Raw genomic sequence first — 18,561 nt, 5'->3', positions numbered from 1 at the left:
AGCTATTGGTGGAAAAAACAGCAGCCTTTCTTTTGCGAATCCCGCAGGATTTAAAAAAAGGCTTGGAAAAAAGGGCAGCAGAGCAAAATCAAAGTGTAAATGGTCTGCTGCAGACAATGATTGTAAGAGAACTTGCAAAACAAGATGACCAAGTAACTGATGATTCCTTGGAAAACCGGCAGTTTATTGGGCAGACCTTGACCGGCAGTCAAGTTGACTCAGAAAATGGACTCGTACAAGTAAAAGGAATCTTCTATCGTTATCTGATTGAAAGCAATTTAAAATTTGATCCGGCAAAAGATTATATTGTGATAGAAGCAAATGGTAATATCTTAACGTTACGCCCAATTGTACGTTGAGAAACAGGAGGAAAAAAACTATGTTTGGATTCAAGATCGTACAGCAAAATTGCCAAGGACTTGTTGAGACACTTGGCAAATACGGGCGGACAGTTAATGCCGGCTTGCAGTTTTATATTCCGTTGATTCAAAGAATCAGAACCGTGAACTTGGCTATGAGGCCATTGCAGCTTTCGCAGTATTCTGTAATTACTAAAGATAATGCTGACATTCAAGCGAGTGTAACACTGAATTACCATGTAACAAATGCACAGAAGTACACTTACGAAAATACAGATTCGGTTGAATCGATGGCTCAGCTTGTACGCGGACATTTGCGGGACATTATCGGCCGGCTTGAACTGACTGATGCCTTGGGTTCAACTTCGAAAATTAATGCAGATCTGGCAGCTGCTATTGGGGACCTTACAAATGTGTATGGAATTAATGTTGACCGCGTTAATATTGATGAGCTGACTCCTTCATCTGCGATTCAAGGAGCAATGGATAAACAATTGACGGCAGACCGAGAACGAATTGCAACGATTGCTAGGGCTCAAGGTGAAGCGCAAAATATTAAGCTTACAACAGATGCACGCAACAGAGCCTTGATTGAAACAGCACAAGCACAAGCGCAAGCAACTAAGGCAAGAGCAGATGCTGAAAGCTATCGTATTGAAAAGATTCGCAGGAGCCTTGCACAAGTTGATGCAAACTATTTTAAGGATCAAAGTATTCATGCTTTTGTTGAACTGGCGCAGTCGAATACTAATTTAGTAGTTCTTTCAAAAGATGAAATGACGACTCTAGGCGAGGTTCCTGTTATTAAAAAGATGCTTGAGCAGGATAACAAGTAGCTGTGCCTGCAATTATTTATTTTTTGTTTAAAACAGGACAAATTAGCATGTCATCAGTAAAAGTTTACACTTAGATACGTTAATTCATATACTACCAAGATAAAAATCAGGCTGGATTAAAACTTATGTTTTGACTCAGCTTTTTTGTGCTTCCTTGCAGTTTTCATATTAACGTGCTCTATGAACAAGCATCTAGTTATGAGCTTGTTCAAAGTCTTATGATACCTATCACGTTCTCTTTTAAAAGGTATGTTTAGTATCACAGCAATGCCTAACTATAGTATAATTTAGTTGAAATTATAGGAAACGGTTTCAAAGGGGGCTATGCTGATGGAACAACAATTGTGGAAAAGTTTTATTGCTGGAGAAAAGGGTGCTTTAAAAGAACTGCCCCGAAGAATTGCTCATTCTTGGGAAATTTGTTACCAAAAAGAGATTGATCCTTTTTTAACACGTCCAGAAAAAATTCTTTCTGTTTCTGAGCTGCAGATTGTCCAAAAACAAAAAAGCAAGCTGATACAGGTAGTTGAACAGCAAATCAGGCTTTTTCAAGATAAATTTTTCCTACAGGATTACCTTTTTATTTTAGCTGATGAACATGGCGACATTCTTTGGAGAAGCGGCTCTTATAATGTTCAAGACCATGCAAATGAAATGTATTTTAAAGAGGGAACTAACTGGTCTGAAACAAATGTGGGGACTAATGCGATCGGGATTGCTTTAAGAACTGGCAGCGGCGAATATGTTGATTTGAAGGAACATTATGCAAAAGCTTCAAGGCAGTGGGGATGTGTGGCATCGCCGATTGTTGGCTCTGAGGGACAGCTTTTAGGCATATTGGACATTTCAACATATCATAATAATTCTGCAAGAGACGGACAGCTGCTGCTGAATGTAATAGCTCAGCAGGTAGCAAATATTATGATAAAAAGCAGTTTGGAGAAAAAACAAGAACTTTTTCATTACTTATTGTCGCATTCACAATTGCAGCAAATGCTGATTTGCGATCTTGATTTTAAGATTATCAATTTGCCGCAGCAATATGAAGATCGTCTGGAGCAGGGAAAAGATATCAGAAAATATCTTGGTCCGGATACCATTTACAATAGTACTGAGATCCGTTATGAAGATCAGGTTGTTGGCTATCAGATTGAACTGTTCAATAATGAAGATGCCTCAAAGGATTCATTTTATTACCCAGGTGTGCTGACAACAGATGAAAATTACAGGCAATTTCTCCACAAGGCACTTAAGGTTTCTAAAAGCGGTCTGCCTGTCCATATTTATGGAGAATCGGGGAGTGGAAAAGAAATTATTGCAAAGACAGTCCATTACAATAGTGCTGTCAGCGAGGGCCCGCTAATAACGGTTAATTGCGGAGCTGTCAGCGAAAGCCTATTGGAAAGCGAACTTTTTGGTTATGCTCCGGGGGCGTTTACTGGAGCAGCACTTAAAGGCAGTTCGGGGAAAATACTGCAGGCAAATCATGGAACGCTTTTTTTAGATGAGGTGGACAGTATGTCTCTTAAAATGCAAACGTCTCTTTTACGGGTACTTGAAGAGCAGCAAGTAACTCCAATTAACGGCAAGCCTTTGAGAGTTTCATTTCACCTCATAACAGCAAGTAATAAAAACTTGCGTAAAATAGTAGCTGATGGGAAGTTTCGAGAAGATTTGTTTTATCGGATATACGTATGCCAACTGGAGATTCCTCCCTTGCGTGCGCGTAAAACAGATATAAAGCAGCTGATACAGGCTTATTGCGAGGAAAAAAAGTGGCAGATTAATTGGCAGAAAAGAATATACGATTTTGCGATCCGATATCCTTGGTATGGAAATATTCGTGAGTTTAATAGTTTTATGGAAAGAGTGCATCTTTTTTACCTGAACGATGAACCGTCGGATGAACAATTACATGAACTGGTCGAATCGGGTTGTGTCATCAAAAAAGAATTAACACCGCAGATAGCTTCAGAAAGTCTTGTAAAGCAGCACATTCAGGCTGCATTGAAAAATAATCATTACCAGATCACTAAAACAGCAAAGGAGCTCGGAATTTCAAGAACAACGCTGTACCGAAAGATGAAAAGGTACAGTTTGTAACAAAATGTAACAGGTAATACATTGAATTGTTAACGAAAAGTGTTACACGTTACAGAATTTAGGGTAATTGAAATTAAAGTAAATAAAATGACTTTAAAAATTCGTCTTTTAATTTTAAAAAGACGAATTTTTTTGTTCAAAAGCATTACTTACGAGTAAAAAATAAGAGTAATGAGCAAACAAATGCATTTTTTGTTTGTTAAAAAAAATTTTTTAAAATGCTGCTTTTTTACTGCAGTTGGCATCGCTTTTGCTACTTATTACAGTGAAGGGAATTGTTAGAAAAACTGGTTTATAAAGGGGGAATGTATTATGGAAAAATATGATGTCGTGGTAATCGGTTCTGGCCCGGGCGGATATGTTGCTGCAATCAAGGCTGCACAAAAAGGCAAGAAAGTAGCAGTAATAGAAAAAAAGTCTATTGGAGGAACCTGTTTAAATGTAGGCTGTATCCCTTCCAAATCATACTTGAAACACAGTCGCTTTATACTTGATGCTCAAACAGCTGCTCAAAACGGAATAGAAATCAAAACTGGAAAAATTGACTATTCTAAATTGGTAAAACGAAAGGATCAAGTGGTCAATACGCTTCAAGGCGGTATTCAATATCTCTTCAAAAACAATAAAATTACGTATCTTGAAGGAGAAGCCCGCTTTGGAATTGATGGCAGTTTACAAGTTGGGAAAAGGGTGCTTGAAGCACAGGATATTATCTTGGCTACTGGAAGCCATCCCTTTGTTCCACCCATCAAAGGATTGGAAAAAGTTGATTTTTTGACAACAGATACTTTTTTTAATATGAGAGAACTGCCACAAAAACTAGTGGTGATCGGCGGCGGAGTTATCGCTGTCGAACTGGCTTTTGCTATGAGTCCTTTAGGAGTTTCAGTGACATTGCTGGAAGTTGCAGATGATATCTTATTGACAGAAGACGAAGATGCACGCCAGATAATTAAAAAGAAGCTTCAAGCTCTGGGAATTAAAGTAAAAACGAAAGTGAAGCTCGAGGAAGTTTCTCCTGCGGATGTCAGATTAAAGGACGGAACAAAGTTTCCGTTCGATAAAATCTTAGTGGCAGCGGGCCGTAAGGCTAACCTTGAATTAGCAAAAACACTGGATCTTGAACTTGATGAAAGAAAAAAATTTGTCAAGGTTGATGAAAATTATCAGACCAGCATGCCGCATGTTTTTGCTATTGGTGATTTATGTGGAGGGTTCCAACTCGCACATGCAGCCAGTGCTGAGGGAATTCACGCTGTGGAGGCAATCTGCAAAGAAAAGAAACCTCCTTTGAAACAAACACTTATTCCCCGTTGTGTATACACGGAACCTGAAGTTGCCAGTTTCGGGATGAGCGAGAAAACAGCACAAGAAAATGGCTATCAAGTAGTTGTTAAGAAAGTTCCCTTCAGTGGCAATGGACGGGCGCTTGCCAGTCTTGAGACTGAAGGATACGTAAAGATTATCAGTGAAAAGAAATATCATGAGATCTTAGGCGCAGTTGTTGTAGGAAGCGATGCAACCGAGATGATTCATACTATTCTGGCAGTTTGTGCGGCTGAAGGAACTGTTGATGAGCTTGCTGAAAATGTATTTGCCCATCCAACACTTTCAGAAGTAATTGGAGAAACTGCTAATGCATTAGTAGGAAGAGCAATTCATAATTAATAAATTCTAGGGACTGTCAATAAAAGGAGGAAAAGGTCATGGAGAAACTGAATAAAGAACGTGCTGCTTGGATATATAAAAAGATGAATGACATTCGCAACTTCGAAAACGAGGTCCATGAGATTTTTGCAACAGGTTCAATCCCAGGTTTTGTTCATTTGTACGCTGGCGAAGAAGCTGTCGCAGTCGGTGTTTGTGCACATTTGACAGATAATGATTATATTACAAGTACACATAGGGGACATGGTCACTGTATTGCAAAAGGTTGTGATCTGAACCAGATGATGGCAGAAATTTACGGTAAGGAAACAGGTCTATGCAAGGGCAAAGGAGGTTCCATGCATATCGCCGATATCGATAAGGGAATGCTGGGTGCTAACGGAATGGTCGGCGGCGGCTTTCCAATTGCCATTGGTGCAGGACTGCGTAATCAGTATCTGAAAACAAAAGATGTTGCGGTCTGCTTCTTTGGTGATGGAGCTGCTAATGAGGGAACCTTCCATGAAAGTATCAACATGGCTTCAATTTGGAAACTTCCAGTTGTTTTCGTAAATGAAAACAATTCATTTGGTGAAGCAACACCGCAGTGGTACGCTTCCGGTTCTAAAAGAATTGCAGATCGCGGACCAGCCTATGGAATTCCTAGCGAGACAGTAGATGGTAAGGACCTTATGGCTGTTTATGAAGCAGCTGGAAAAGCAATTGAACGGGCACGTAATGGCGAAGGCCCAACGCTTATCGAATGCCTGACTTACCGTAATTATGGGCATTTTGAAGGAGACGAACAGAAGTATAAGGCTTCTTCTGGAGATGAAAATACGTTTGCAAAACGTGATTGCATTAAGGAATTTCGTCAGTATGCTGTAGATAAAAAACTTCTTTCGGCTGCTGGTGCAAACAAAATTGAAAAAAGCTCCACAGAAGATATTGAACATGCGATTAAATTTGCGGAAGAAAGTGAAGTTCCAAAACCAGAAACACTGTATCAAGATGTTTTTGCAGACTAAAAAACCTGAAAGGAGCTGACAACATCATGGCAAGAAGAATAGCTTTTATGAAAGCAATCAACGAAGCATTAGACCAGGCAATGGCAAAAGACGACAAAGTTATTTTACTGGGAGAAGATATTGCCGGGGGAGCAAAAGTTAAACAACTTGAAAAAGAAAATGAAGATGCTTGGGGAGGAGTTTTCGGGGTCACCAAAGGACTAATGCCTAAGTATGGCAGAAAGCGGGTAATTGATACTCCGATTTCTGAAATGGGATATATGGGGGCTGCAGTTGGAGCGGCTGCTACCGGTTTACGGCCTGTACCGGAACTAATGTTCAATGACTTTATCGGCTTCAGTTTGGATACAATTCTAGCACAAGGTTCTAAGATGCGATATATGTTTGGTGGCAAAGCCAGAATTCCAATGACAGTCAGGACTACTCATGGTGCTGGTGCGAGTGCTGCAGCTCAGCATTCAGGCTCGTATTACGGTTTGTTCGGTTCCATTCCAGGAGTCAAAGTAGTTGTACCGTCTAACCCTTATGATGCAAAGGGGCTCCTACTCTCGGCTATCGAAGATGATAACATTGTTGTCTTTTCAGAAGATAAGACGTTATATGGCCTAAAGGGAGAAGTTCCAGAAGATTATTATAAAGTTGAGATCGGCAAGGCAAAAATTAAACGGGAAGGAAAGGATCTGACGATTGTTACAATCGGCAAAATGTTATATGTCGCATTGGATGTGGCAGACCAGCTTGCTAAAGATGGGATTGAAACAGAAGTTATCGATCTCTTGACAGTTGCACCTTGGGATCAGGAAACAGTCATCGAGTCCGTGAAGAAGACAGGCAGACTAATTGTAATTGATGAAGCCCATCCGCATAATAATACTGCGAAAGACATTGCAGCTGTAGTAGGCGATAAGGCCTTTGATTACCTTGATGGACCGATCAAAACAGTTTGTGCACCGAATACTCCAGTACCATTTGCAACTAACCTTGAACAGCTGTATCTGCCCAGTCCAAAACGAGTACTTGAAACTGCGGCTGAATTGATCGACGATTTGAAAAAGTAGGGGGGTGTAAGCATGGCAACTGAAATAATCATGCCAAAACTTGGTCTGACAATGACTGAAGGAACGGTTTTCGAATGGCTCAAGCATGAAGGAGATGCAGTCAAAAAAGGGGAAACTGTTGCGACAATCAATTCAGAAAAATTAACTGCTGATGTTGACGCACCGGCAGACGGTATTTTAATCAAGATTGTTGTAAAAGAAGGCGAAGATGCCAAATGCAAAGCACCAATTGGGTATCTTGGCAAGGAAGGCGAAAAAGCTGGCGAAGATGCGGAACCAGCAGAAAAAGAAACTGTTCCAGCTGAAGAGACAGCTCCAAAAAAGCCAGTTGAAGAAAAGAGCAAAAGTAAGAAAAATGAGACTGAATCTGCACCTGCAGCAAACGGACGAATCTTTATAACACCGCTTGCACGTAAAATTGCTGCTGAAAAAGGAATTGATTATAGTGAAATTTCAGGCACGGGCGGAAATAACCGGATAACAAGAAGAGATGTTGAAAACTATGCTGCAAATCAGCCAAAGACCGAAAAAACACCGCAAACAAATTCAAGTACTGCAGGTCAAGGGCTAGCAGGAATGCGTAAAGTAATTGCACAAAAAATGATGGGCAGTTTGCAGAATACTGCACAAGTTACTTTGCATGCCAAAGCGGACATTACGGCTTTAATGGCTTTTAGAAAAGACCTGAAGCAAAAGGTAGCACGTCCGTTAACTAACGGTCAGCTGAGTATCACAACCTTGGTTACACGTGCTGCAATTTTAGCCTTGAAAGAAACACCTGATATGAATGCATGGTATCAGGGCGGTGAATTCAAGAAAGTTGATGAAATCAATATTGGGATGGCAGTTGCTGTTTCAAATGGACTGGTGGTACCTGTTGTTAAGAATGCGCAGGCGTTAACACTTACTGATCTAAGCGGGCAGCTCAACAAAGTGATCGAAGGAGCACGTCAAGGCACTTTGGCAGGCGATTTATACGCTGGATCAACATTTACGATCAGTAACCTTGGCAAAAGCGGGATTGAATATTTTACACCAATAATTAATTCTCCGGAAATCGGTATTCTTGGTGTGGGAACCCTCTTAAAGGAATTGCAGCTTGATGATACAGGAAAGGTTATTCAGACAGATAAACTGCCGCTTAGTTTGACTTTTGATCATCAAATTATTGATGGTTCTCCTGCAGCCGACTTTTTGGCAAAATTAATCTCTTACTTGGAAGATCCGTATACACTGATAATTTAAAATAAATGTAACTTAGTGTTAACAATTATTGATGTAACTGGAAAGATTCAGGTATTGGGGAAGAATAACCATTAGCGAAGTGTTGGTACGTATACTGTAAAGAAATCAGGGGGAATGGGCCGATAGTTGGTAGATTTTGGACATTAACTGCGAACCTAGTCTGAATTTGACTATGAGTAATTTCGTGGGTAAGCGGAAAAGATTAACTATTGAGACACGCTGATTCGTCTATTTCAGATTAAAAGAAAAGGGCCAAGTCAAAATACGAATTTTGACTCGGTTCCTTTCTTTTTTGACCATTTTCTCATATTTTTGAATTGTTTTCTGAAAAATAGATGAGAAAGCTTGCATTTCAATTCAAAATTGGGTAAGTTGAAAAATAAAAATAATTAAAGGAGCGCATCAGTAATGTCCAATTGGGATACAAAATTTGCAAAAAAAGGATTCACATTTGACGATGTTCTATTAATACCAGCAGAGAGCCATGTTTTACCGAATGATGTCGATTTGACCATACAACTTGCAAAAAATATAAAATTGAATATCCCGATAATCAGTGCAGGGATGGATACTGTTACTGAGTCTGCAACTGCGATTGCTATGGCACGCCAAGGTGGATTAGGCGTTATCCATAAAAATATGACTATTGAAAGACAGGCCGATGAAGTTCGTAAAGTAAAACGTTCTGAAAGTGGTGTAATCATTGATCCGTTTTTCTTAACACCTGAAAACAGCGTAGCTGAAGCAGAAAACTTAATGCGTAAATACCGAATTAGCGGAGTACCGATTGTTGAAACAATGCAGAATCGCAAGTTTGTGGGAATCATTACTAATCGCGATCTGCGTTTTGTAGATGATCATTCTGTTTTAATTGACAAAGTTATGACGAAGGAGCATTTAGTGACGGCGCCTGTTGGGACTTCGCTGAAAAAGGCGGAGGCTATTCTTCAGGAACATAAGATTGAAAAACTGCCAGTAATTGATGACAAAGGGCGTTTATCCGGATTAATCACTATTAAAGATATTGAAAAGGTCGTAGAATTTCCGAATGCCGCAAAGGATGTCCATGGGCGTCTTTTAGTTGCTGCTGCAGTCGGAGTCACAAGTGATACTTTCGATCGTGCACAGGCACTTCTTGATGCTGGTGCAGATGCTATTGTGATTGATACTGCGCATGGTCATTCTGCCGGTGTGATTCGAAAGATCAAAGAAATCAGAGAACATTTTCCTGAAGCAACTTTGATTGCAGGCAATGTTGCTACAGCAGAGGCTACTAAAGCACTTTACGATGTTGGTGTAGATGTTGTTAAAGTTGGGATTGGGCCTGGGTCCATCTGTACCACAAGAATTGTTGCCGGTGTGGGTGTACCGCAGCTGACAGCAATTTATGATGCTGCAAGTGTAGCACGGCAATATGGAAAAGCAATTATTGCTGATGGCGGGATCAAGTATTCTGGAGACATTGTGAAGGCATTGGCAGCCGGCGGAGCTGCGGTTATGCTTGGAAGCATGCTCGCTGGGACTGATGAAGCGCCTGGTGAAACTGAAATTTATCAAGGAAGACGTTTTAAGACCTATCGCGGAATGGGAAGCCTTGGTGCGATGGATAGCAAACACGGTTCTTCAGACCGTTACTTCCAAAGCGGCGTTAACGAAGCTAACAAGCTGGTGCCCGAAGGAATTGAAGGACGTGTTGCATATAAAGGCAGTATTGCAGACCTTGTTTATCAAATGGTCGGTGGTCTGCGTGCCGGAATGGGCTACGTTGGTGCCGGTCATGTTAAACAGCTGCAAGATGATGCGCAGTTCGTACAGATTTCTAATGCTGGTCTGCGCGAATCGCATCCGCATGATGTTCAAATCACAAAAGAGTCGCCTAATTACAGCAAATAAGCAGTGTCTCAGCTAGTATAATAGCAAAAGTTCACTTCTTGAATGTACCAACCGATTAACGAAAGAGGCTGGGTCAAAACTTATGTTTTGGCTCAGCTTTTTTGTACTCCCTTGCAGTTTCCATATTAACGTGTTTCAATAGTCAGTCTTTTTCATTTAACCATGAATTACTGATAGTCAAATTCGGACTAGGTTCGCATTTCGCAGTTAATGCCCAAAATCTATCGACTATTGGCACACTTCTTTTTTTGATTTTTCGAACATTTTTCATTAAGAAAAATGTGGCGGAAAGTTTTGATAATTTCTGGATGAAGATGTTTATGTAAGAGTTATAATAATTCAGACATAACGAGTGTTACAATATGAGAACAAGCGGTATTGCGTTTTAAAAAATTAACAACTTTGATTCATCCAGCAGAAAGGTTGGTTTTGCAATTGGTATTGACTAATAAAACTCCAGAAAAACAGGTAAACCTGCTATTTGACCGGGTAGCTTCCAACTATGATCAGATGAACGACTTGATCAGTTTAGGAACGCAAAAAAAATGGCGGGAAAAAACGATGGAAACCTTAAAAGTGAAACCAGGAATGAATATTTTGGACTTATGTTGTGGTACCGGAGTATGGACAATAATGCTTGCTCATGCAGCAGGGATGTCTGGAAGTGTTATTGGGATGGATTTTAGTAAAGAAATGCTTAAAGTTGCTGAACGGAAGATTCGTGATAATCAATTGGAGAAAAGCATCTCTTTAGTGCATGGTAACGTCATGAAGCTGAATTATCCGGATAATCATTTTAACGCAGTAACAATTGGATTTGGCTTGAGAAATGTACCTGATGCTAACCAAGTCTTGCGTGAAATGCTGCGGGTAGTTAAACCTGGCGGGGTAATTGCCAGCTTAGAAACTTCACATCCGACTAATCGTTTTATTGAGTGCGGCTGGAAGATGTATCTGCAGGTTATGCCGATACTTGCTAAGTTAAAGGGCAACAAATATGCAGATTATGATTATCTGCATAAAACATCTGAAAAATTTGCGACTCCTGATCAGCTGAAAGGGATGTTTATCGCAGCAGGGGCAGTAGATGTTAGCTACAGACTGTTTAACTTGGGTGCCGGTGCTTTGCATATTGGTTATAAAAAGAGTTGAAACAGCAATTTCTGCAATAGCGCTTAGAAAAACTATTTTTTGTTTTGCTCCAAGAATATCATGTGAAAAATAAGTCGTTTTACTGTTTCATTGCGCTTATTTATGGTAAAAATTTATATAGAGGCATATTTTTATTTGCTTTTATGTAAGCGCGTACTTTTACTGGTTTAAAATTTTGTAAGAAGGGGTAGTGAAACAGATGAAGAAAATCATTAATAGTCCGCAAGATGTTGTTCCTGAAATGGTTGACGGACTTGTTCGCTCATATCCGGAGTACTTAGAAAGAATTCCGGATACAGAGGCTGTGGTACGTAGTGATAAGGCTTCAATGAAGGGCAAAGTTGGAATTGTCAGCGGTGGCGGTAGCGGTCACGAACCGGCACATGCAGGCTTTGTTGGGAAGGGAATGTTAAGTGCTGCGGTTTGCGGGCAGGTCTTTACCTCGCCAACACCTGATCAGATTTATAAAGCGATTCAGGCTGTTGATCAAGGAAAAGGCGTTTTTCTTGTAATCAAAAATTATTCCGGTGATGTAATGAACTTTGAGATGGCAAAAGACATGGCCGATGTAGACGGAATTAAGGTTAAATCTATCATAGTTGATGATGATATTGCCGTAGAAAATAGTTTATATACACAAGGGAAACGCGGAGTTGCGGGAACAGTCATTATGCATAAACTTGTAGGTGCTGCAGCGGACCAAGGCGCAAGTTTAGATGAGCTTGAAGAACTTGCCAAAAATGCATTACCGCACATTAGTACTCTGGCAGTTGCATTATCTGCAGCCACTGTTCCTGAAGTTGGAAAACCAGGCTTTGAATTAGCAGATGATGAGATTGAATATGGTGTTGGAATTCACAGTGAGCCGGGCTATCGACGTGAAAAAATTAAAACTTCTAAAAAGTTAGTGGGAGAATTAATTACCAAACTTGATGAACAGCAGCACCTGGATCCTGAAAAACAATATGCGGTTTTAGTTAACGGTATGGGGGCTACTCCATTGATGGAGCAGTATATCTTTAGTCATGATGTTTTAGATAAATTGGCAGAAAAAAAGATCAAACCTGCTTTTATGAAAGTTGGAAATTACATGACTTCGATCGACATGGCAGGTATTTCTTTAACAATTTTTGAATTAACTGATAAAAAGTGGTTGGAATATCTGAACTATTCAGTTGAGACAGTAGGTTGGTAAATAATTAAATGTTTGACAATGGCGAAGGAGGAAGCAGAAATGCTGACAGTTGAATTGACAAAGAAATGGATGGAACTGTTTTACGATGAAATTGATAAAAATAAAGCTTATCTTAGCGAGTTGGATACCCCTATAGGTGATGGTGATCATGGCAATAATATGAAACGCGGGGTAACTGGAGTTAAAGAAGGTCTTGCTAAACTCAAAGAACCAGATTTAAAGGCAACTTTGCAAGCGATCGCAATGGCACTTATTAGTAAAGTAGGCGGGGCTTCTGGACCGCTATATGGAACAGCCTTTTTAGAGATGGCAAAAAAATGCAATGAAACGCAAAAACCAGAAGAGCTGTTTACAGTTGCGCTAGAAGGAATCAAGAAACGCGGCGGGGCAAAAGAAGGCGACAAGACGATGGTTGATGTCTGGGCCCCCATTGTGAAGACTTTTAGTGATGGCAGCTTTTCAAAAGAAGAAATCAAAAAAGCAGTTGAAAGTACAAAAGATATGGAAGCACGTAAAGGACGCGCATCTTATTTGGGAGAAAGATCAATTGGCCATCTTGATCCAGGGGCGATGTCGAGCGGATACCTTTTCGAAACATTTATAGACGCAGGAGGTACAAAATGACAAAAAAAATTGGAATAGTAATCGTTTCTCATGTTCCAGAAGTGGCCGCGGGGATTCCACGTTTGCTTGAACAAGTCGCTGCAGATGTTTCAATCACTTTTGCTGGCGGAACTGATGATAATGATATTGGAACGAGCGCTGCTAAAATTTCAACTGCGTTTACCGAAAACAAGGCAGATGAAATTGCTGCATTTTATGATCTTGGCAGTTCGAAAATGAACCTTGAACTTGCTGTTGAGATGACTGATAAAAAAGTTCACATTTATGATGCAGCGTTGATTGAAGGAGCATATACTGCAGCAACGCTTCTGCAAGCGGATGTAGCACTTAAAGACGTTGAAGAACAATTGGCACCTTTGAAGATTAAATAAGGAGGGTATCTGTATGAATGGCTTTTGGGGTGAATTACTGGGAACAGCAGTTTTAATAATTTTTGGTGTTGGCTGCGGGGCTGGAGTTAATCTAAAAAAAACATATGCGCATGCGCAGAATTGGACATTCATTTCACTTGCTTGGGGTTTAGCTGTAACTTTCGGGGTATACGTAGCAGGACACTTTGGATCACAAGGCCATCTTAATCCTGCTGTAACGATCGGTTTTGCAGCTTTTGGTTTCTTTCCTTGGAGTGAGGTTTTACCATACTTGTTGGGGCAATTTATAGGAGCGTTTATTGGTGCAGCTATTGTAGTTGTCCAATACTACCCGCACTTTAAAGATACTAAGACAGCAAAAGACGGAAATCATGTTGGGATTTTTGCAACCGCACCTGCAATTGAAAATCCGACCTTTAACTTTTTAAGTGAAGTGATTGCTACTTTTGCCTTCATTTTTACACTGCTAAACTTAGGAGATTTTACACAAGGTTTAAAACCAGTTATTGTAGGGTTGTTAATTACTGTAGTTGGACTGGCATTAGGCGGAACTACCGGATTTGCTCTTAACCCTGCCCGTGACTGGGGACCTCGTTTTGCTTATACTGTTTTACCGGTTCCAAATAAAACAAACCCTAATTGGTCATATGCATGGGTGCCGATGGTAGGACCGATTGTGGGCGGAGTTTTGGCTGCAGGTTTAGAATTCATTATGCCATAAAAATTTTATTTTAATATAAAGTGCAGTTATAGGTTTAAAATAAAAATAAAAAAATTTTAAATTGGATTCAGATTGAGAAACGTAGTTAGCTTAATTTCTCAGACTGGATCTTTTTATATTAAATAGTTTTTAATGATGTTATTGCTTTTACTTTTTTGCGAATTATTTTATTCAAATGAAGAACTGAAGGAAAGTTAATGATATAATTTTGAAAGTTAGCTTTTTAAAAACAAAGCAGTGAACGAAAAGTAAAGGTTAGGCAAATGATTAAAAAAATACTAGCGGTGTTTTTCACGACCATATTAATCTTATTAATGAATCTGTCATTTGAAGCACATGCGGAGCAGACGGGTACGGTTGATTACCAAATTAATTATCGATTGAAGGATTTTGAAACGGGAGATTCTTCCGCTGCGGAGAGTTACTTTACAAATAACGCCAAAGTTTCAGTTACTCAAGATCGCTATATAGTGACCTTGTTTTTGACACCAGCTGGTACAGAGACCGACTTGATTATTAATGGGCAGCAATTTAAACCTCAAAGTGAAGAATTATCTGTCACTTTTTTGGTGCAAAATCTGGGAGTTCCGCTTGAAGGGAAAATAACAAAAAAAACAGCTGAAAATAAACAAGAAACAGAACATTTTCTTATTGTTTTTGATACGGCAGACCTCCCACAATCATTGTCTGCTGCTGAATCTTCCGCAAGTGCTGTTCCTGCTGAAGTATCATCTTTAAGCAGTACAATGTATTATTATTCAACTAGTACAGAAACACAAAGCAGTCCTCCTACTCCTCTAAAACAAGCCGTGACAAGCTCTTTATGGAAACAAGAAAATGCAATTTCAAAACATTTCTCGCAAAACAGTATTCCCCAGACATTTGCCGTAAAGGTTATAAGTACTGATATAACAACCTTGCCGCCGGTTAATGGAATAGTAAAGACAGAAACGTTCAGTAGCAGTGTCAGTACTGAAAATAGACCGCAGAACCATGAAACTGATAATAAAGATAATAATAATAGCAAGCAGCTTGTTTTAGTAGCCGCAGTTGTACTTGGTTTAGGAATAGGTTTCAGAACCTTGCTTGCAAATAATCGTAGTGTTTAGTTCCGATAGAACAGCACAGTAAAGGAGTGAAGAAAATGAAAAAAGGTGTGTTGCTTGTAAATCTAGGAACTCCTGAAACCACAGCAGTTGCGGACGTAAGGGCCTACTTGAAAAAATTTTTAAGTGATCAGCGTGTGATTGATATGCCTGCTTGGAAATGGAAGCCGATTCTGAATTTAATGATCTTGCCGCATCGACCGCAAAAATCAGCACAGTTGTATCAAAAAATCTGGTCAAAAGAGCATGGCTCACCATTGTTGTACTACACGCAAAGGCAAACACAGCTGCTGCAGCAGCAGCTCGTTCAGTACGTGGTCAAGTATGCTATGAGTTATAGCAGTCCATTAATTCCGACTGTATTAAAAGAGTTTGAGGCTTTGGAAATCGATGACTTAACAATTATTCCGCTTTATCCTCAATATTCGACAACAACTGTGGGTTCAGTTCTTGATGAAGTCAATCGGTTTTATTTTAAACGTACTGAGATTCCAAACTTACATATTGTCACGGATTTTTGCGACTTTGATCCTTATATAAGGGTAATAGCGCAAAAAATAAAGCTGGAGATTGAGAAATTCCAGCCGGATAAAATTTTATTTTCTTATCATGGACTGCCTGTCAGCTATATAAAAAAGGGTGATCCTTACCAAAAGCGTTGTACGCTTACAACTGAATTAATAATGAAACAACTCGGACCATATCCTCATTTTCAAACTTTTCAGTCCCGTTTTGGACCGAATGAATGGTTAAAACCAGCAACAGATACGACTCTGAAGCTTCTGCCCAGCAAAGGCATAAAAAGGGTTTTAGTTGTTGCCCCCAGTTTTGTTGCCGATTGCCTCGAAACACTGCATGAATTACAGATTGAAAACCAGGCTTATTTTTTGGATAGTGGCGGAGTTGATTATAGAATGATTCCTGCTCTTAATGATGATGAGGACTTTATTGAAGTATTAAAAAAACTTGTTTTGAATAAACAGTAGGTAAAACAGTACTCAATTCGTATTACTAGATATTGGGTACCGTTTTCATCTATAATTAACTTGTAGTTAGTTAAGAAAAAGGATCGGGGGCGGACAGTTGAAAAGAGCAGGTAACAAAATTAGTTTTTGGACGAAGGTTTCCTTGCTTCTTTCACTAGTGCAGCTTTTTCTAGCAATCAGTAAGGAACTGACAACGAGATATAGACGATACAAGACAAAGTAGTATGTCTTAGAGATATGAGGGGGAATTACGATGGAAGCTTTAAAATCAATTTTTAAGTTTATGGTTGCAAGCACCTTGATAGTGGGCGGCTTTTTAATTGGAGCGACGATTTTTGCGTCTAAGAAGATTGATACTTTAGGTGATAAATTACAAAATTTACTGCATAAGAATAGCTGATAGGATTACAGGTACAGCAAAATATGAACTTTTCTGAAATATGCCTTGCCGAACTTAAAAAAAGATAGCGGTAAGTGCCAAAGTGACATTTTAATGCAAGTAAATAATAGCGACTTTATTCTATTCTAGAATTGGTCGCTTTTTTGTAGTAGTAAGAAGCCTTATAACTATCAACAGGATTATCTTTCTGCTTGTAAAAACAACAGTTAATTATTTGAATACAAAATACATTGTTTTTATGCTGAATAGTTATGTATACTCTAAGAATAAAAGTAATTTTAAAGTAGAATCTGAACGCAGCCGTTATATTATCTACCAGAGGAAGAAGATGAGGTACACGATGGAGCATAAAGAATATTTGATATTAGCAGAAGACCTTTGTGCCCTCGGTAGCCTATCAACAACCGCTGCATTTCCTATTCTAGAGTCTCAAGGCATATCCGTAGCACTTTTGCCAACTGGAATCATGTCTACACAAAGTGAGGGCTTCGGCACTCCAGTAAGGCTGGAAACGGCTGTATGGATAAAAAAAACTATTGCACACTGGAAAACGCAGCATGTTCCGCTGCAAGGAGCTTTATTAGGCTATATTGATAGTGTTGAAGTCAGCGAAGTTTTGAAAACATTTTTGAAAACTGCTTCTTTGAGATTAGTGGTGGTTGATCCAGTAATGGCGGATGAAGGGAAGCTTTATCCTTCCTTTACAACCGAACAGCTTAATTCGACTGAAAAACTGCTTAAATATGCAGATATAAGTACTCCGAATTTAACAGAGGCCTGTTTTTTGGCTGGAAGAGTTTGTTTGAAAGAACCTTCAAAACTGCAGCAAAAAGAGCTGCTGCTCAAAATGCAAAGCCAGTTAAAAGCAGGGGGCAAAGCAGTGATCACGGGTGTCAGAGTACAAAATAAGATAGGGTGCATCTGGCTTGAAAATGGAATTGTCCAATCCTGCTATTATCCATGTCTTAAAGGGCATTTTTATGGAAGCGGGGATATTTTTGCAGCCCTTTTAACTGGAAGTTTATGGAATGGAGCTTCCTTCGGTCAAGCAGTAAGGTTCGCAACAAAAGTAACTTATCATGCTTTAAGAGGATTGGAAAACAAACAAGTTAAGCGGCGCTTTGGCGTAGAACTGATGCCTATTATTAAGAAAATACTTGAAATAAGAGACGAATAGATGTTTTATCTCAGATTAAATAATGCTAGAATAATGATTAAATTACAATTTAATTAGCTTATTATGAGTTTTATTGCTGAAGTACCTAGGAAAGGAAGAAGAAAAATGAAACAAGATAGATTAAAGCAGGTTACGTTATTGGCAATCTTAATTGCTGTTAATGTAGTGATTGCACGTGTATTCTTGATTCCGCTCCCAATGACACACGGTAATATTAATTTATGTGATGCTGGAATTTTTATTGCTGCTTTATTGTTGGGAAGATATGCAGGTGCGGTTGTGGGAGGATTCAGCGGCTTCTTCTTGGATCTGATTTCGGGCTTCCCGCAATATATGTTCTTTTCACTGATAATTCACGGCTTAGAGGGTTATTTAGCTGGGATGCTTAGTGAAAAAAATGGGAAATATGCCTCTTGGTTAGGCTTAACAGTGGGCGTAGTTGTAATGGTGGGTGGATATCTGATTAGCGACTCACTGATGTATACTCTACAGACTGGCCTAATTGGAGTTCCCTTGAACTTTGTGCAGGGATTGGCAGGAGCATTCGTTGCGTTGCCAGTTTATTATCGTTTAGGCAATAGAGTTTTTAGTAATAAATAATATATTTAAAAATATGAAATGTAAATTAAACATTTTTGATGAAGATAAGGGAGTGTGCCA

The 18,561-nt window shown here is 39.4% G+C and carries 18 protein-coding genes; all 18 read left to right on the top strand.

Features of this window, described 5'->3' with window-relative positions:
• Positions 1 to 8: 8 nt before the first annotated feature.
• Complete coding sequence (locus FD46_RS03435; protein WP_083479361.1) at positions 9 to 359, top strand: hypothetical protein; 351 nt, start codon at positions 9 to 11, stop codon at positions 357 to 359.
• Positions 360 to 379: 20 nt separating this feature from the next.
• Positions 380 to 1,195: an SPFH domain-containing protein gene (locus FD46_RS03430; RefSeq protein WP_057895789.1), complete on the top strand. Its 816-nt coding sequence runs from the start codon at positions 380 to 382 to the stop codon at positions 1,193 to 1,195.
• Positions 1,196 to 1,525: 330 nt separating this feature from the next.
• Positions 1,526 to 3,298 (top strand): sigma-54-dependent Fis family transcriptional regulator, encoded by a 1,773-nt coding sequence (locus FD46_RS03425; RefSeq protein ID WP_057895788.1) that lies wholly within the window; start codon positions 1,526 to 1,528, stop codon positions 3,296 to 3,298.
• A 312-nt stretch (positions 3,299 to 3,610) separates the two neighbouring features.
• Positions 3,611 to 4,966, top strand: coding sequence for a dihydrolipoyl dehydrogenase (gene lpdA / locus FD46_RS03420; protein ID WP_057895787.1), 1,356 nt, complete (start codon positions 3,611 to 3,613; stop codon positions 4,964 to 4,966).
• 38 nt (positions 4,967 to 5,004) lie between these two features.
• The gene (locus FD46_RS03415) at positions 5,005 to 5,973 is read left to right on the top strand and encodes a thiamine pyrophosphate-dependent dehydrogenase E1 component subunit alpha (RefSeq protein WP_057895786.1); all 969 of its coding nucleotides are present in this window, start codon (positions 5,005 to 5,007) and stop codon (positions 5,971 to 5,973) included.
• A 26-nt stretch (positions 5,974 to 5,999) separates the two neighbouring features.
• Entirely contained in the window at positions 6,000 to 7,031 is a 1,032-nt protein-coding gene (locus tag FD46_RS03410; RefSeq protein ID WP_057895785.1) for an alpha-ketoacid dehydrogenase subunit beta, read from the top strand.
• Between the two features lie 12 nt (positions 7,032 to 7,043).
• On the top strand, positions 7,044 to 8,276 hold the full coding sequence (locus FD46_RS03405; RefSeq protein ID WP_057895784.1) for a dihydrolipoamide acetyltransferase family protein: 1,233 nt from the start codon (positions 7,044 to 7,046) through the stop codon (positions 8,274 to 8,276).
• Between the two features lie 408 nt (positions 8,277 to 8,684).
• Positions 8,685 to 10,169 carry an IMP dehydrogenase gene (gene guaB / locus FD46_RS03400; protein ID WP_057895783.1) on the top strand — a complete coding sequence of 495 codons (1,485 nt, stop codon included), beginning with the start codon at positions 8,685 to 8,687 and terminating at the stop codon, positions 10,167 to 10,169.
• Positions 10,170 to 10,604: 435 nt separating this feature from the next.
• Positions 10,605 to 11,321: a demethylmenaquinone methyltransferase gene (locus FD46_RS03395; RefSeq protein ID WP_057895876.1), complete on the top strand. Its 717-nt coding sequence runs from the start codon at positions 10,605 to 10,607 to the stop codon at positions 11,319 to 11,321.
• Between the two features lie 199 nt (positions 11,322 to 11,520).
• Positions 11,521 to 12,516 (top strand): dihydroxyacetone kinase subunit DhaK, encoded by a 996-nt coding sequence (gene dhaK, locus FD46_RS03390; RefSeq protein ID WP_057895782.1) that lies wholly within the window; start codon positions 11,521 to 11,523, stop codon positions 12,514 to 12,516.
• A 39-nt stretch (positions 12,517 to 12,555) separates the two neighbouring features.
• Positions 12,556 to 13,140, top strand: a complete 585-nt coding sequence (dhaL, locus tag FD46_RS03385) for a dihydroxyacetone kinase subunit DhaL (RefSeq protein WP_057895781.1) — start codon at positions 12,556 to 12,558, stop codon at positions 13,138 to 13,140.
• On the top strand, positions 13,137 to 13,511 hold the full coding sequence (dhaM, locus tag FD46_RS03380; RefSeq protein ID WP_057895780.1) for a dihydroxyacetone kinase phosphoryl donor subunit DhaM: 375 nt from the start codon (positions 13,137 to 13,139) through the stop codon (positions 13,509 to 13,511). The genes dhaL and dhaM overlap by 4 nt, the downstream gene beginning before the upstream one ends.
• Positions 13,512 to 13,524: 13 nt before the next feature.
• The gene (locus FD46_RS03375; protein WP_057895779.1) at positions 13,525 to 14,232 is read left to right on the top strand and encodes an MIP/aquaporin family protein; all 708 of its coding nucleotides are present in this window, start codon (positions 13,525 to 13,527) and stop codon (positions 14,230 to 14,232) included.
• A gap of 314 nt (positions 14,233 to 14,546) precedes the next feature.
• Positions 14,547 to 15,341 (top strand): hypothetical protein, encoded by a 795-nt coding sequence (locus tag FD46_RS03370; RefSeq protein ID WP_235805546.1) that lies wholly within the window; start codon positions 14,547 to 14,549, stop codon positions 15,339 to 15,341.
• 35 nt (positions 15,342 to 15,376) lie between these two features.
• On the top strand, positions 15,377 to 16,324 hold the full coding sequence (gene hemH, locus FD46_RS03365) for a ferrochelatase (protein WP_057895777.1): 948 nt from the start codon (positions 15,377 to 15,379) through the stop codon (positions 16,322 to 16,324).
• A gap of 253 nt (positions 16,325 to 16,577) precedes the next feature.
• Positions 16,578 to 16,724, top strand: a complete 147-nt coding sequence (locus FD46_RS10450; RefSeq protein ID WP_169790353.1) for a hypothetical protein — start codon at positions 16,578 to 16,580, stop codon at positions 16,722 to 16,724.
• A gap of 214 nt (positions 16,725 to 16,938) precedes the next feature.
• Complete coding sequence (locus FD46_RS03360) at positions 16,939 to 17,901, top strand: bifunctional hydroxymethylpyrimidine kinase/phosphomethylpyrimidine kinase (RefSeq protein ID WP_083479355.1); 963 nt, start codon at positions 16,939 to 16,941, stop codon at positions 17,899 to 17,901.
• A gap of 105 nt (positions 17,902 to 18,006) precedes the next feature.
• The gene (locus FD46_RS03355) at positions 18,007 to 18,501 is read left to right on the top strand and encodes an ECF transporter S component (RefSeq protein ID WP_057895775.1); all 495 of its coding nucleotides are present in this window, start codon (positions 18,007 to 18,009) and stop codon (positions 18,499 to 18,501) included.
• The last annotated feature ends 60 nt before the right edge of the window (positions 18,502 to 18,561 follow it).

Source organism: Liquorilactobacillus oeni DSM 19972 (assembly GCF_001436275.1).
In the GTDB taxonomy this organism is placed as follows: Bacteria; Bacillota; Bacilli; order Lactobacillales; family Lactobacillaceae; genus Liquorilactobacillus; species Liquorilactobacillus oeni.
This window is presented reverse-complemented; position numbering and strand designations above follow the sequence as displayed.